Source organism: Candidatus Pelagibacter sp. IMCC9063 (assembly GCF_000195085.1).
Lineage (GTDB): Bacteria > Pseudomonadota > Alphaproteobacteria > Pelagibacterales > Pelagibacteraceae > IMCC9063.
Genome location: NC_015380.1, coordinates 143,021 through 158,648 on the forward strand (window position 1 = coordinate 143,021; position 15,628 = coordinate 158,648).

The window sequence follows — 15,628 nt, forward strand, 5'->3', positions numbered from 1 at the left end:
TTATTTATAGTTTTTACAGACCTTGCAAATAATACTAATAGCTAAGTCAATTTCATTTTTTTTAACAGTAAGAGGAGGTAGTAATCTTATTACGTTCTCAGCAGCTCTAATAGTTAAGAGCTTATTATCCATTAATTTTTTTATAAATGTAGTCTGATCTTTATGAAGTTGCAAGCCTACGAGTAGCCCAGCGCCCCTTACTTCTTTAATAATTTTTGGATACTGTTTTTGTAATTTTTTTAATTCTAAGTGAAAATAGTTAGATATTTTTGTCACATTTTTTAAAAAACTTTTTTTCAAAATAACCTCTAATACTGCGCTTCCCACCGACATTGCCAAAGGGTTTCCTCCAAAAGTAGATCCATGTGTGCCTGCAACCATTGCCGAGGCTGTTTTTTTATTCATTAATACGGCGCCCATAGGAAATCCTCCTCCAATACCTTTGGCTATAGGAACTATATCTGGTTTGACCTTGGCATGCTCAAATGCAAAGAATTTTCCGGTTCTTCCAATTCCACACTGAACTTCGTCTAGAATTAATAAAATCTTTTTTTCATTACAAAGCTTTCTTAATCCTTTCAAACACCAGTCTGGTATCACCTTGATTCCACCCTCACCCATTACTGTTTCCACCATAATAGCAGCGGTTTTTTTGGTTATTAATTTTTTTAATTTTGTATGATCTCCAAATTTAAAGTGATCAAAGCCTGGAACTTTGGGATAAAAACCTTCTGTCATTTTTTTGGAACCACTGGCAAAAATAGTAGCCAAAGTTCTTCCATGAAAAGAATCTTTTATACAAATAATTCTATTTTTTTTAGGCTGGCCAATAGAATAAAAGTATCTTCTGGCAACCTTTATTGCTGCCTCGGTTGCTTCTGCTCCACTATTTTGAAATAATACATAATCAGCAAACGTGTGTTGGGTTAATTTTTTGGCTAGCTTTTCTCCTTCTGGTATTTGAAATGCATTAGACACATGCCATACTTTTTTAGACTGCTTATTTAAAGCGGCTACTAGCTTGGGGTGAGCATGTCCTAAAGAATTCACTGCAATTCCTTGAACAAAATCTAAATATTTACTTCCATTAGTTGAATAAAGAAAAGACCCTTTTCCTTTTAAAAAAGCAATTTTTTTTCTATTATAATTATTTGCTAAACTACTCATAATTTTTAAGACTTAATTTTATAACCTTTATTAAATAAAAAATAACAACTAAACCATGTGAATATATTCACGCTTATTAAAACAATCAATCCTGTGGTTATGGAGCCATCGGAAACTCCTAAAAATCCATATCTAAATCCATCAATCACATAAAAGAAAGGGTTAAAACTACTAACTGTTTCGATATAAATATTTAAATTTTTAATAGAATAAAACGTCCCTGACAAAAATGAAAGAGGCACAATAATAAAATTTGTAACTGCTGCCATATTGTCAAATTTTTCTGACCACAACCCAGCTAAAAATCCAAGGCTAGCAAGTAAAGAGGATCCTAGTATTCCATAAATTAAAATAAAAAATAAGCTATGAATAGGAACGTGAATAAAAATAATAGAAACCATAACCGAAAAGAAACCTACCACCAGACCTCTGGTAATTCCTCCGCACAACATAGCCACCGTCACTTCGAGTGCGGACAAAGGCGGATACAAAAGATCTACGATGTTGCCTTGCATTTTAGAAATGACCAATGAGGATGATGTGTTGGCAAAAGAATTTTGCATCATCTGCATTACAATTAAACCTGGAACTAAAAAAATAGTATATTCATATCCAAGAACATCTGCTCTCCCATTTCCAATTGCTAAACTAAACACACCTAAAAAAAGAAGGAACGTAACGATAGGTGAAAGAATAGTTTGAATCCAAACATTAAAAAATCTTAACACTTCTTTTAAATAAAGAGTGTAAAGACCAATCCAGTTAACTCTTCCAAATCTTCTAGTTCCAATTTTATATTTTTGCTCAATTGTTGTCATGAACCACTCTAGTATCAATTAAAGTGGTAAAAATGCACAAAAATGTGGATAGAACAGCTATTTATTCAAAAACCTCCATTTACAAGCACTTTTTAATCAACATGTTGTGTTTTCTTTACTTGCATATGCAATATATGGGAATATAACAACGATTAATGGCTTGGACAGAAGAAAAAACAGAAGAATTAAAGAAACTTTGGGCTGAAGGGCATACAGCTAGTCAAATTTCAAAATTACTAGGAAATGGTATTTCCAGAAATGCAGTCATTGGAAAATCTCATAGGCTAAATCTTCAAGGAAGAGCTCAATCAAGAATGATCTCCTCTCCAAAAGTAAATAATAGAACTTTTGATGATGGACAAGGAAATGAGAAAAAAACTAGAAGACCAAGAGGTCTTAGAGCTATTGTTATTGAAAAGGATTTTGAACCAGAAAATCCTATACCATTAGAAAAATTGACGGATAAAGTTTGTAGATGGCCTATTGGTCACCCAGATGAAAAAGACTTTTATTTTTGTGGAAGATCTTCCATGGAAAGCAGAGTGTATTGCAAGTTACATGTAATGCATGCTTACCAACCTAAGGGCTGGAAAGAAGATAAAGTGAATAACTCTCAAAATGAAGAGCTTCCAGATTTTATAGAAAAAAAGATCAAAACTGCGTAATTATAAAAATAAGCCTTTATTTTAAAAGCTTATTTGGGTTCGTTTGTCTCAGCAACCTAAATAAATCGATCTGAGCTGTATTTTGAAAAATTTAAATTTACGCCATCTTTACATATAATTTTTGAAATCACACTTCCTGTAATAGCTGCTAAAGTCCATCCTAAATGATGATGACCAAAAGCATAAAATATATTTTTATGATGTTTAGATTCTCCAATCACAGGAACAAAGTCTGGAAGACTAGGTCTAAATCCCATCCAGCTATCATAAGGATCAGGAAGGTTAGAAATCATTTTTTTAGTTTCTTGTGTAACATACTGTATTCGTTTTGGGCTTGGTGGATTGCTCAAGCCTCCCAACTCTACCGTTCCCGCTGCTCTTAATCCTTGCTCCATAGGAGTAAGATAAATTCCATTGTCTAACGAACATACAGGGCGATTCACAACTCTAGCAGATTCTTTAAAGTGAACATGGTATCCTCGTTCTGTCTCTAAAGGGATAGATTCGCCCAACTGATCGGTAAATTGTTTTGAGAAAGCTCCTGCTGTAATAAGCAATTCTTCAAAGGCATATTCTTTATCTTTTGATTTTAATTTTTGAGAGTCGATTGTTATTACTTCATCTTTAATAAAAGTGGCTCCCATCTCTAAACACTTGGAAAATATTTTATCTGATATTTTCTTAGGGTTTTTTGTATGCATTGAATTGGGAAAATAAATACCCCCTTCATAAATAGGATTTAAATTAGGCTCCATGTCATGAACCTCATGTTTGCTTAACAAATGTTGTTTTATTTTTAACTCTTGTCTCAGCAAATTAGATTCCTTTACTGGTTCTTTGTTATCTTTGCCATAGATATACAAAGTTCCTTTTTGCTCTACCAAATCTTCAGCTCCAATATCTTTAAAAATTTTTTCATATTCAGTAATGGAAAAAACTAACAAATCATTCATTTTTTCAGCAGTATTGCGCATGGATTTTTGATTGCAATTTTTTAGAAACTGGAAAGCCCAAGGGAGTATTTTGAGCAGATAATTAAATTTAATAGAAAGAGGAGAAAAAGAACTAAATAAATATTTTGGCAAATTTTTAATAACTGATGGCTGATTGAGCGCTACTGCAGCATAATCTGAAAAAGCACCAGCGTTACCATAAGAAGCACCATTGCCTGGCTCGTCTCGATCATAAAAGGTAACTTCATATCCCTTTTTTAAAAGATGATAGCCTGAACAAAGACCTATAATTCCAGATCCTAAAATTGAAATTTTTTTACTCATAAGAATATATTTTTTATCATACTGTACTAAAAAAAATTATATTTTTTGGATGACATTGGCACTTTGTTTTCTTGTAGCGATATAAACTCCTACACTAGCAACAGTCAAACCTATTGCATCAAAAATAGTTAAGGTTTCTTTTACAAAAAGCCAAGCCATAACCGCAGCCACAGGGGGAACTAAAAAAAACAATGCGGAGGTTTTGCTAGCAGAACCTATTTTAATTAAAAACATTAAAATAGTAAAAGCGCCAAATGAAACTGCAATAATTTGCCAACCCATGGCTAATAGGAAATTAGGGGTAAAATTAATAAAAGGGCTTTCTAGAAAAAAAGAAAGAATAAAGAGAAAGATACTTGCACTTAAAGACTGATAAATATTATTTACCGAAAGAGGCATGTCCATACTTAATTTTTTTTGCCATAAAGTGCCTGCTGTAATAGCAATTAGAGCGACAAAAGATGCTAGGAGTCCTACAGAGGGTAACGTATCAAAAGAATCAATTCCTAAAACTATTAAAGTTCCACCAAATCCTAAAAGGATTCCTACCCACTGCCTCCAAGTAACAATCTCTCCCAAAAAGGGTCCTGCAAGCGAAGAGGTAAGGATTGGCTGAAGAGTAACTATTAATGCAACAATTCCTGCTGGTATACCTTTAGAAAGAGCAAACCAACATCCACCAAGATATATACCGTGAAACAAAATACCTGTTGCCATAGCCTTGCTGGTTTCAGCGATTGGATAAATTACTTGCTGACTTTTAATTAATGAATATAAAAAAAATCCAAGTGTTACGAGAGTGAAGCGAAAGCACAAGGCTGCAAAAGGTGAGGCATCTACAGTAATAACCTTTCCGGTTATAAAAGCAGAGGACCATAAAAAAATAAAAATTAAAGGAAAAAATCTAACCATTTGAAGGTTCTTTCAAGCTAATTGACAAATGAAGGTATAATTTAAACTTTTAAATAACAAAAGAATAATTAAACAAAAATAATGTGTTAGATGAATATTTAGAGCAAAGTTTACCCATAAAGCTTAATTAAAATAACACCTATAAAAATTAAGCAAGAAGAAATAACTCCCAAAATACCAATTTTTTCTTTTAGAATAAAAACTCCATATAAAGAGGCAAATAGTATGCTCGTCTCTCTTAGAGAGGCTACAGTTGCAACTTTTGCTACAGTAAAGCCATACACTGCTGGAAAATAAGAATAAGATGCTAACACTGCAGATACCAAAATTTCTTTCGAGTATTTTTTAAAAAAACTTAATGTTAAATTACTGTTTTTTAAAAAGAAAATTGCTAGGACATTAAAAATAATTCCGTCGAATGCAAAGTAATAAATAAGATAGATTATGGCATCAGAAGCTCTTGAGCCAAGCGCATCCACAATTGTGTAGATAGCTATCATCAGAGCAACTAGCAATGCATATGAAAGCCCCTTGAAGTTTATTTTTTTAAATCTACTATCTGCAAAAATTAACAAAATAATACCAAGGCATAGCACCAATACTGAAAAAATATTATTAACAGTTAAATCATCAGAAAATATTAGTGGAGTCGCAAACAAAACTAATAATGAAGGAGTTCCTCTGGCCAAAGGGTAACCATAAGATAGTTCCGAATTATCATAAACACGGCACAAAAAGAATTTATAAAGTGTATGAATAACCAGAGTAATGATAAAAAATGAGTATGCTTCAGGAGCAAGCGGGTCTACAAAAAATAAAATAGGTATAAAAAAAATACTAGCAACAAGAGTAAATGCTCTTGTAAATAGAACTTTATCTACAGATTTTTTTAAAAGAATATTCCAAGTTACGTGACATATTGCACCAGATAAAATGGCAAAAAATAAAAAATTATCCAATAGTTACAATCCCATAAAGTCTTGAGCTTTATTTAGGCTTTGTAAATTTCCAATAAAATTTTTTCCTCTTTCTCCTTCAAAGGCCTCTGAAACAATTAAATTCCACTCGTTGGAACTTCCAATATAGCTTTTGGGGTCTATGGAAATATCAATTGATTTAAAAAAATCTTTTAGAATTTTTGGTCCTTGTTCCAAATCCTGTCCAAAAAGAGTTCTGAAATTATCATCGCAAACTTTATCTATTCCAATTACCGATTTTAAGACTGTGGGCAAAGTGAAGGAACATGCAATACCATGAGGTACACCGTGTTTTAGAGTGATTGGATACGATATATTGTGAGAAATGGCAGTTTTTGTATTTGAAAAAGCTAAACCTGCATACATAGATCCCATCGTTAACATTTCTCTATATTTGATATTTGTTGGTTCCTTTAGTACCTGAGGAAGAAATTCCATAATAATTTTAATTGCTTTTATTGCATAGGTATTAGAAAGAGGATTTGAGTTAATATTCCATATACTCTCGAAAGCATGGGACATTGCATCTAATCCAGGCTCTAATGTAATCTTTTTAGGTAACGTTAGCATTAAATTAGAATCAAAAATTGACATTTTTGAATACAGACACTCATGCGCTAATGAATACTTTTTTTGATTAGCACTATCCCATATAGTTGCCCAAGAAGTTAACTCGCTACCCGTTCCGGCAGTTGTGGGTATTGAAATTAAGTCTGGGTGATTTTTTTTTACATATTCATTTTTCTTTTCCAGAAAATCAACTGTATAATTAAAATCTCCAAGTCCGAAAGCTATAAATTTAGCAGAATCAATTACCGATCCTCCACCCAAACATATAATTTGCTTATTCTCTGAACTTATATTTTGGTATTTCTTAGCAATGACTTCTAAGTTTTTATAATCCGGGTTAGGAGATATCTCGTCTACAATTAGCAAGGGTTCCCCAAGTACGTCCGTAATTTTCTTAACCTGATCTTTAAAGATTTTATCTGGATAGGTGAAAATACAATATTTTTTTTTTGGAATTAAAGCTAAGGATTTTAGATTGTCTAAGAATCCTGTTTTAAAAATTATTTTTGACGGATTGTGATAATTCCACATAATTTACCATTTCATATTTATATTTTTTAACTTCGCATAACTTTTCATTTCGTCGAAACATTCCTCGACACCCAAACCGCTCAATTTCCATCCCCCATAGGGAGCTCCTGAATATCTACCAAACGTATTGACCCATACATAACCTGCCTGAATATCTTCAGCTGTCTTCATTGCATTGCTTAAAGAGTTAGTAGCTATCATTGCTGTTAACCCATAAAGAGTTGAATTTGCAATTTCAATTAATTCCTCATAACTCTCCCAAGTTAAAACAGATATCACTGGACCAAATATTTCCTCTTTTGCAATAGTCATGTCAGGCTTTACGTCTGTAAAAATAGTAGGATTAATAAAAAAACCATTTTTTAATTCTGGGTCTTGCGGATTATCTCCTCCAAGAACTAATTTCGCTCCTTCTTTTTTACCTGTCTCAATATATTCCATTACTTTATCAAACTGTCTTTTGGAAACGATAGGGCCTATTTCATTTGTTTCAATCCAAGGCAAACCAACCGGTATTTTTTTTGCTTTTTCTACCAAGTGTTTTACAAAATTCTCTTTTAAACTTTTATGCACTAAAACTCTGGAAGTGGAACTACAAGATTGTCCTTGTCTACTTAAATTCATTCCCTTAATTGCCAAATCAGCTGCAAACTCAGGATCAGCATCATCGAATACCATTAGTGGATTTTTTCCTCCCAGCTCAAGAGAAACATTTTTTAGATAGGGTGCTGCATCTATATTTACTGCAATACCTGTATTGACTGATGAAATAACTCCAATTCTTTTAATTAGAGGGTGTTTAACAAGAAAAGAACCTCCTTCAGGCCCTCCTGTAACAACATTGATCAAACCATCTGGAAAAATATCTTTTAGTAACTCACACCACTTAAGTGGTGAAATTGGTGCTTGTTCAGAATTTTTTATCACTAGAGAATTTCCCATTAGCAAAGGTGCTGCAATTTTTTCAACACAAAATCGAAATGGGTGGTTAAATGGATTGATTTTAAGAACAACCCCATATGGCTGATATCTTGTAAAGTTTAAGTGTTTCGGTTCCATGGAAAATGTTTCACCCTTGACTTCACGAACCAATCCACAAAAATATTTAATATTTTCGATACTCATAGTCACATCTTTCCTCATGCCTGTTAATGCATTTCCTGCATCATACGAGTCTATGAGCGCGAACTCTTCGGCTCTTTCTTCAATTCTAGAACAAAGCTTTAAAAGAGCGTCTACCCTCTGGTTCAAAGATTTTTTTTCCCAAATTTTTTTGAGCTTTTGCTGCAGACTGTACAGCCAATTCTAGTTCTTGGTTGTCAGAGATAGGAACGTCACAAAGTTTTTCCCCATTAGAAGGATTGGTAACCTCGTAAGTATTTGGATTATTCATCCATTGACCATTTACGTAAGTTCCTTTTATTTGAAATAACTTATCGATCATAATTCAAAGCCAAATCAAATATGTCATAATTATTTAATTTCTCTTTTTTCTTATAACTATCATCTAACTTATCTGAGATAAAAATTGGTATTGAGGTTTCGTCTAAACCCCCATGAGATCTCAAAGGCTCTTTTAATTGGCTAAGGTCATGGTCTTTTTCCCCCTTACCAAGAGCAAAGCTGGCCTTGCAGGTTACGACCAAGTCACCAATGCGATCTGCTGGCTGATTTAATTTATTTACAGCTTCTTCTTTTGTCAAAGCAACGTCAATTCCCTCAATGGCTTGAATGTAATTTTTGATTTCATTTATTTTATCTTTATTATCTAAGTAAATTGTAACGAAAGAACCTAGCGCCCCATGGTGAATAACGTACGGATCAGTAATGGTACATATAACATTGCATTTATCTTCAGGATAATCTTTATTCAATAAATCCTGCAAATAAATTACGTTTGGGGTTCCGTCCGGCTTACTTTTTGCCTTCATCCCATGATCAGCTGTAAATGCAACCTTACACCCAAAGCTTAGAAGTTTTTCTATATAACCATCAATCATTTTATAAAATGCATTTGCTATGTCACTTCCTGGAGCACATTTGTGCTGAATATAATCTGTGGTAGATAAATACATAAGATCAATTTTTTCACCTTTTTCTAAAATTTTAACCGCAGCAGCAAAAATAAATTCTGATAAATCTGCACTATAAACTTCTGGAACAGGTTTCCCCACTAACTCTAAAACATTTTCTATTCTGCTATCTTGTAGATTGGCAAGATCAGCCTTCTCAGCAGAAAAACAAATTGATTTTTTTAAGTTTTTACCAAGCAGCTTTTTAAGCTTATCTTTTGCGGTAATGACAGCTAGATTCGCTCCTGCTTTTTCAAAGGCTTCAAAGATAGTTGGTGCCCGTAAAAAAGAGTCATCATTCATTAATGTTTCTTTTTTATCTTCAGGATTATAAAAAAAGTTAGCGCAAATTCCATGCACATCAGGCGTGGTACCAGTTACAATTGATAAATTATTCACATTAGTGAAGCTTGGCATGGCACACTTTCCTATCTCATAGGTTCCTTGGCTGATAATAGACTTCATGCAAGGCATAAAGCCCATTTCTATTGCTTTTTCAATGTAGCCATCTTTACCAGGCTCACTGCCATCTAGACAGATCACTATAGTAGTTTTTTTTGGCCAATTATAAGATCGATTATTTATTGATACTGGATTTTTCATGATTATTTAAAAAGACTTATATCAAATATAATATTTTTAGTCCTCACTCTTTTATATATAATGCTTATAGAAAATTCATATGAACTATACTCAAATTAGAAGTTTTAATGCTGTCACTAAACATCGTAGCTTTACAAAAGCAGCAAAAATATTAAGTGTTTCCCAATCAGCTATTTCAGAACAGGTAAAAAGTGTTGAAAGTAGATTTAAAATAAAATTATTTATAAGAAATGGTAGTGGAATTTTATTAACTGACTATGGGAAAAAACTTTATGATATTACAAAAGATATAGATGACATTCACGAGCAGGCATTAAATCTTTTAAAATCATCTAACAGACTCACAAGTGGAACATTAAATATTGGAACTGTAGCACCCATACATTTAATGCCTATCTTGAGTAAATTCTCAAAAAAATTTCCCAAGATTAATTGCAATATTGTTTTTGGTAATTCAGTTCAAATTAAAGAAAAGCTTTTAAGAAAAGAAATAGATATTGGAATTTTGGCTGATATAAATGATCAAAGTCAACTGTACTCAAAGCCTTTGGTACGTGATAAATTATTATTGTTTGCATCTATTAAAAATACTATTTCAAAAACAAAAAGTATTTCTTTTAAAGACATTGTAAACGAAACATTTATTGTAAGGGAAAAAGGATCTCAAACAAGAGCTCTAGTTGAAAGAGAATTGCTGCATTTAGGGATTAAAAAAAAATTATACACTATTGGAAGTAGGGAGGGAATTTTTGAAGCAGTAAAAAATAATATGGGTGTGGGCTTTGTCTATAGTACTGAGAAGATAAACTTACCAAAGGTAAATTTTGTAAAGCTTACTAATACAAACTTCTATGCTACTGAATATGTTTGCTGTCTTACTAAAAGATATGACTTTAATGCCATAAAAGCTTTTTTTGATATTGTTCCAAGTTTTAAAGACTTATCTAAAAGTTAAAGATAAGTAATAACTAAAAATAAAAACAATAACTGGTAAATAGATCCAGCTACTTATTATGAATAAAGAATTCTTAATATTAGTTTCTCTAAATCCTTTAAATGCAGCTATACCTAAAATGCTAGCCAAAGTTACGTGTGAGGCAGAGATAGGCATTGCAAACAGATTAATTCCAAACTTTAAATTTACATAGTCAATAATTAGCTTCGAAGAGAAAAAAAGTAATATGACTATTTGCGTAGCCAAAATTGCCAATGCCGATACTGGATTAATTTTGGAAACTTTAGTTCCAATATTATGAATAATTTTTTTAGAGAAGAAAAGAGCTCCCAATCCAATACACCCAGAGCCTAAAAAAAATAATAAATTTTCATTAATATGAATTGAAGAATTTATGAAAGGAGAAAAGATACCTACAATTGATGCGGTTAAATTAGAACCTAGTGCAAATGCAGCTAAACAACCAAATAAGATTAGTAAAGCTCTTATGACAAAATCTTTATAAAACATATTTAATTTTAAAATATTTAAACAAGAGTTTATTAGGAGGTGTAAAATAATGACTAAAAAAAATGAGATAAATGGAGTTAAAATCCAAACAAAAACCAATTGTTCAAAAATATTATAATTAACATTTACTTCGGTTGCGATAGCAAAACCGATAATCGAAAAAATTAAAGATTGTGAAATAGAACTTGAAATTTTTAATTTTATAGAAAATAAAGTTGCAACTATGACAGGGACTAAAATAATAAAAGTTTTATCTATTGAAAAATAAGAAGGAATAATATTTTGATAAATGGCGGATGGATATTGAGCATTAACAATAGCACCAAGGATTATAAAAATTATAAAAAATAATATTGCTCGAGAAAACTTAAGCATTTTAGAACCAATAGCTGATCCAAAAACATTTACTGCATCATTCGCACCAACAATGATTCCTAGTACCAAAGCTAGAATTAAATATGTCATGTAATTAGTTTTTAACTGAGGATATTATTAAACGATCAGCAACATCTTCGGCAAGGTTGGCAACCTCATCTACAATTTCAACGAAGTATCTTAAGTGCATTTTTTGAGAAAGATCTAAATTATTGTTATTAAAAATTGCATTTTTAAGTTTAGTGCTAATTTTATCGCCTGTACTTTCATGCTTTGAAACTAACAAGCAATCCTCAATAGTTTTTTTAGGATCAATAAAAAACTGTTTTGATCCACTGATCAAAAGCTTTACGCAGGTACTATTGTTTTGAACAAGATTATTAAAATCATCATGTAATTCTTTGTGAATATCTGGCTTTTCAGTATTTATTCTATGGGCATTTCCTTGTAATTGACCAGGAATTTTATCAAGGTTTTCCAACATCCCTAAAACGTCCCCTCTCTGTTCTGGAATAAGAGTTTCTTGATATATTTTTCTTTCGGTAGTCCTGCGAAGTTTATCACATGCACTTTCTAAATCAGATATTTTCACAGTCAGATCTTCTACTTTTTTGTAATTTTTTAAAAAAAATTCTTTCATTAGATTCTCAAAAAGACTGTTTACTTCTAAAATATTATTTAAAAACAAATTTATAGAATTGATTAGTTCTTTCTGATCATTTTTATAAAAAGACATATCTTATTGAGTTTCTTTTTGAATTTTGTTTCTCATAAAAGCTGACAAAGATTCAGACAAGACAACTAAAACTATAATGGAAACAATAATAGCCGAAACTCTTGCATACTCTAACTGCAACACATTTCTTTTTAAATACCAACCCATGCCACCTGCTCCAAAAAAACCAATGATTGTTGATGCTCTGAAGCATACATCCCAAGTATAAATTAATATTCCTGTAAAGGCTGTTTTTACCTGCGGCCAGACCCCATAAGCAAAAACCTGAAGCTCATTTGCTCCATTGGAGCGAATAGTTTCAACTAGTTTCATATTTACATTTTCCAACTCTTCAGAAAAAAGCTTTCCAAAAAAACCTATGCAATACATAGTAAGAGCCATAACACCTGCCAACATTCCAAAGCCAACAACAGTTACAAAAAGGATGGTCCATATCGTTTCATGAATAGATCGCGAAAAAATAATTAAAAATTTTCCGATAGGATATGCAATTCTCTTACTAGGAGTTATGTTTCCAGCTGCAAAATAAGCTAAAACTGATGCTATAATAACACCAATCACCAGTCCTAGATAACCCATTTGAACGCTGTTCAAGATCGACTGCAAATAACCAGGGTCTAAAGCATATTCTAAATCAACTGGATAATAACGATTTGCTATGAGGCTTCCAAATCGACCAAGAGCAGAAAAAAATCTTTCAAAATCTATTCCTAAGTAAAGGAAACATAAATAAATAACAAAAAAGAATAGGGCTACACCTACAAATTTTTTTGAAGTATTGTTTTGATAAATATCTTTCATAATTTAATTTATTTTCTTTCTTAAAAAGTGTGACAGAATTTCTCCAATAATAATTAGTAAAAAAATAAACATTATTACCGTTGTTACTCCTGGATAATTAGACATGTGCATCTGTCTAAAAAAAGCTAGACCTAATCCACCAGCACCAACCAAGCCCATAATCGCTGACCTACGAATATTAATATCCCACTCAAAAATAATAGTTCCAATTACCGTTGGTAGTATTTGCGGTATAATTCCATAATACATAATATCAAAACCTGATCCTCCTGCTGCTCTAATTGCTTCTATCGGTTTTTTATCAGCTCCTTCTATAGACTCAGATATGATTTTTGAAATAAATCCCACCGATCGAAAAGCCAAAGCTAAAATTCCAGGTAATGCTCCGAGTCCAACCGCTCCTACAAATATTAATGCCCAAATTATTTCATGCACAGACCTACTTATGGTCATTAAAAATCTGGCAAAACCAAAACTTGCCATACCCAAAGGAGTTACATTTCTTGCGCCTAGCCATGCGACAGGTAAGGAAAGAAATAAACCAAGCATTGTACCCAAACAAGCCATTAAAAAAGTTTCAAAAGTTGGTACAATTAAGTGCTTCATAATTGTAAAATCAAGACCAACAAAATAAGATAACTGCTCAAGTATTCCTCCGCCTGAGCCAATTCGATGCCAATCAGTATCTAAAACAATAATAAAATAAACACTAAAAAAAATAATGACTACGAGAGAGATGTAAAAAATTATTTTTTTTATTATCTTTTTAGAATTTTGTTGTGAATAGGTATCTACATCAAGTGTAAATGATTCCATTATAAGACCTCATATTTATAAAGATCTTGAAGAACTTCGTGGGTTAGCTTGTCTGTAGTGTCGTCAAATTTTTTCTTTCCATCTTGAAGACCAAGAATTCTGTTGGCAAATTGTTTTGCCAAATCAATATTATGAATATTGCACAATACGGGAATTTTTAATTCTTCTGCTATCCCTTTAATTAATTCCATCATTTCAATGGCTATTTTTGGATCTAGGCTAGACGTAGGCTCATCTACCAACATAATCTCTGGCTCTTGCATTAAGGCCCTAGCAATACCAACTCTTTGTCTTTGACCACCACTTAATTGATCAACCCTTTTATTTGCAAAATCTTCTAAACCCACCTTTTCTATTAAGGCAATGGCTCTACTGATGTCTTTCTTATCAAACATTCTAAAAAGACTGGTAAAAGTATTCATGTAGCCAAGTCTACCTGTTAAAATATTGTCTATAACTGACATTCTATCGATTAGATTAAATTCTTGGAAAATCATTCCAATTTTTCGTCTTACTGATCTTAATTTTTTTCCACTTAGCTTGGTTATGTTTTCTCCCTTGAACAAAACATTACCGCTATTAGCATCTGCTAATTTGTTAATACATCTAATTAATGACGACTTCCCAGCTCCACTGGGTCCAATGATTGCGTAAAAGTCACTTTTGGAAACTGAAAATGATATATCAAATAAAACTTGGGGACCTCCCTTTTGATATGTTAGGTTTAAATTTTCTACTTTTAATATTTCGTTCATAAAATCCTATCTAGAGTATGCGTGGATTGTTAAACCCACGCATACTACTTATTCAACTAATTAACAGGAGAGTTAATTATTTTTTAGCTTTTTTCTTTTTCTTAAACTCAGCTTTAGCTTTAGCTAAAGTTCTGATTACATCATAATCTTTGTCTGTCATTGCAACAAACTTAGATGATTTAAGATTAGCTAGAAACTTTGCAGCACCTGCATCATTTCCAAGCTCTAGAAAAGTTCTTCTAATATTGTCCTGAATATCCTTACAAAGCTTACCGCTGAATACGAAAGGATCTTGAGGAACTGAAGGTGATCTCCATAAAATATTAAAATCACTCAATTTTACTTTTCCTTTTGCAACTACGTTGTCAAATCGGTGACTTGCTACGAAGCCAGCATCGATTTTTCCACTATAGACTGCTAGAGTTGTAAGGTCATGACCACCTGTGTAAACAATTCGTTTCCAGAATTTGTCTGCATCAGTGTTCATAGAAGGTGCCCAAACTACTCTTGGAATTAAATCTCCAGAAGTACTTCCTGGATCAGCATGACCCACCGTAGTACCTTTTAAAGATTTTTCAGTTGTAAATTTTGACCCCTTTTTAGAAATCAAAACACTTTGGTAACCTGGTCCTTCTTTTTGCATATATCCTTTTTTCTTAGCATATGTAGCAAATACCGTTATTGAAGGTTCTTTCTTTTTAGCAGTTATGTAACCATAAGGTCCCAATACAGCTATATCAACAAAACCACCTATTAAAGCTTCTGCAACTGAAGCGTAAGAAGTTGGCATATAAAATTCAATTTTCTTACCAGTGTTTTGTTTTAATTTTAAAAGAATCGGTTTGTATAAGTCTAATTCAAAAGACGATTCTTCTGTTGGAATAATTGAAAATCTAAGTTGCTTAGGATTGCTACACTTAGCGGCATATGCGCTAGTACCAATCAAACAAATTGAAATTAAAACTCCAATTTTTTTAATTATATTCATTATGTTTTCCCCTTTTTTGTTAATGCTTAACATTACATAACAAGTCTCAAGTTTCGACCAATATTAAAAAAAGATACCCCCTATCGAAAAAAAAGAAATT

Annotated in this window: 17 protein-coding genes; 2 read left to right on the top strand and 15 right to left on the bottom strand. The window is 32.2% G+C overall.

The window, feature by feature from the left end; all coding sequences use genetic code 11:
- Positions 1–1,167 (bottom strand): aspartate aminotransferase family protein, encoded by a 1,167-nt coding sequence (locus SAR11G3_RS00770; RefSeq protein ID WP_013694810.1) that lies wholly within the window; start codon positions 1,165–1,167, stop codon positions 1–3.
- 5 nt (positions 1,168–1,172) lie between these two features.
- Positions 1,173–1,985 carry an ABC transporter permease gene (locus SAR11G3_RS00775; protein WP_013694811.1) on the bottom strand — a complete coding sequence of 271 codons (813 nt, stop codon included), beginning with the start codon at positions 1,983–1,985 and terminating at the stop codon, positions 1,173–1,175.
- Positions 1,986–2,140: 155 nt separating this feature from the next.
- On the opposite strand from SAR11G3_RS00775, the gene SAR11G3_RS00780 reads away from it, so the two are divergent.
- On the top strand, positions 2,141–2,650 hold the full coding sequence (locus tag SAR11G3_RS00780) for a GcrA family cell cycle regulator (RefSeq protein ID WP_013694812.1): 510 nt from the start codon (positions 2,141–2,143) through the stop codon (positions 2,648–2,650).
- 56 nt (positions 2,651–2,706) lie between these two features.
- On the opposite strand, the gene SAR11G3_RS00785 is transcribed toward SAR11G3_RS00780, so the two are convergent.
- The 7 genes from SAR11G3_RS00785 to phnA form a co-directional block, all read right to left on the bottom strand.
- Complete coding sequence (locus SAR11G3_RS00785) at positions 2,707–3,927, bottom strand: NAD(P)/FAD-dependent oxidoreductase (RefSeq protein WP_013694813.1); 1,221 nt, start codon at positions 3,925–3,927, stop codon at positions 2,707–2,709.
- A 36-nt stretch (positions 3,928–3,963) separates the two neighbouring features.
- On the bottom strand, positions 3,964–4,839 hold the full coding sequence (locus tag SAR11G3_RS00790; protein WP_013694814.1) for a DMT family transporter: 876 nt from the start codon (positions 4,837–4,839) through the stop codon (positions 3,964–3,966).
- 110 nt (positions 4,840–4,949) lie between these two features.
- Entirely contained in the window at positions 4,950–5,798 is an 849-nt protein-coding gene (locus SAR11G3_RS00795) for a DMT family transporter (RefSeq protein WP_013694815.1), read from the bottom strand.
- 3 nt (positions 5,799–5,801) lie between these two features.
- Positions 5,802–6,917 (bottom strand): phosphonoacetaldehyde reductase, encoded by a 1,116-nt coding sequence (locus SAR11G3_RS00800; protein WP_013694816.1) that lies wholly within the window; start codon positions 6,915–6,917, stop codon positions 5,802–5,804.
- 3 nt (positions 6,918–6,920) lie between these two features.
- Positions 6,921–8,168: an aldehyde dehydrogenase family protein gene (locus SAR11G3_RS00805; protein ID WP_013694817.1), complete on the bottom strand. Its 1,248-nt coding sequence runs from the start codon at positions 8,166–8,168 to the stop codon at positions 6,921–6,923.
- On the bottom strand, positions 8,128–8,361 hold the full coding sequence (locus SAR11G3_RS07410; RefSeq protein ID WP_081456266.1) for an aldehyde dehydrogenase family protein: 234 nt from the start codon (positions 8,359–8,361) through the stop codon (positions 8,128–8,130). The genes SAR11G3_RS00805 and SAR11G3_RS07410 overlap by 41 nt, the downstream gene beginning before the upstream one ends.
- Positions 8,351–9,592, bottom strand: coding sequence for a phosphonoacetate hydrolase (phnA, locus tag SAR11G3_RS00810; protein ID WP_013694819.1), 1,242 nt, complete (start codon positions 9,590–9,592; stop codon positions 8,351–8,353). Before phnA ends, SAR11G3_RS07410 begins: the two co-directional genes overlap by 11 nt.
- A gap of 79 nt (positions 9,593–9,671) precedes the next feature.
- On the opposite strand from phnA, the gene SAR11G3_RS00815 reads away from it, so the two are divergent.
- Complete coding sequence (locus SAR11G3_RS00815; protein WP_013694820.1) at positions 9,672–10,547, top strand: LysR family transcriptional regulator; 876 nt, start codon at positions 9,672–9,674, stop codon at positions 10,545–10,547.
- Here SAR11G3_RS00815 and SAR11G3_RS00820 read toward each other — a convergent pair.
- The 6 genes from SAR11G3_RS00820 to SAR11G3_RS00845 all read right to left on the bottom strand — a co-directional run bounded on the left by SAR11G3_RS00820 (position 10,533) and on the right by SAR11G3_RS00845 (position 15,528).
- Complete coding sequence (locus tag SAR11G3_RS00820) at positions 10,533–11,522, bottom strand: inorganic phosphate transporter (protein ID WP_013694821.1); 990 nt, start codon at positions 11,520–11,522, stop codon at positions 10,533–10,535. The genes SAR11G3_RS00815 and SAR11G3_RS00820 overlap by 15 nt on opposite strands.
- Before the next feature lie 4 nt (positions 11,523–11,526).
- Positions 11,527–12,168: a DUF47 domain-containing protein gene (locus SAR11G3_RS00825; RefSeq protein WP_013694822.1), complete on the bottom strand. Its 642-nt coding sequence runs from the start codon at positions 12,166–12,168 to the stop codon at positions 11,527–11,529.
- Between the two features lie 3 nt (positions 12,169–12,171).
- Positions 12,172–12,969: a phosphonate ABC transporter, permease protein PhnE gene (gene phnE, locus SAR11G3_RS00830; protein WP_013694823.1), complete on the bottom strand. Its 798-nt coding sequence runs from the start codon at positions 12,967–12,969 to the stop codon at positions 12,172–12,174.
- A 3-nt stretch (positions 12,970–12,972) separates the two neighbouring features.
- A complete protein-coding gene (gene phnE, locus SAR11G3_RS00835) occupies positions 12,973–13,785 on the bottom strand; it encodes a phosphonate ABC transporter, permease protein PhnE (protein WP_013694824.1) in 813 nt (270 codons plus the stop codon).
- Positions 13,785–14,540: a phosphonate ABC transporter ATP-binding protein gene (phnC, locus tag SAR11G3_RS00840; RefSeq protein ID WP_013694825.1), complete on the bottom strand. Its 756-nt coding sequence runs from the start codon at positions 14,538–14,540 to the stop codon at positions 13,785–13,787. The genes phnE (SAR11G3_RS00835) and phnC overlap by 1 nt, the downstream gene beginning before the upstream one ends.
- Before the next feature lie 76 nt (positions 14,541–14,616).
- Positions 14,617–15,528 carry a phosphate/phosphite/phosphonate ABC transporter substrate-binding protein gene (locus tag SAR11G3_RS00845; protein ID WP_148225687.1) on the bottom strand — a complete coding sequence of 304 codons (912 nt, stop codon included), beginning with the start codon at positions 15,526–15,528 and terminating at the stop codon, positions 14,617–14,619.
- Positions 15,529–15,628 lie beyond the last annotated feature (100 nt).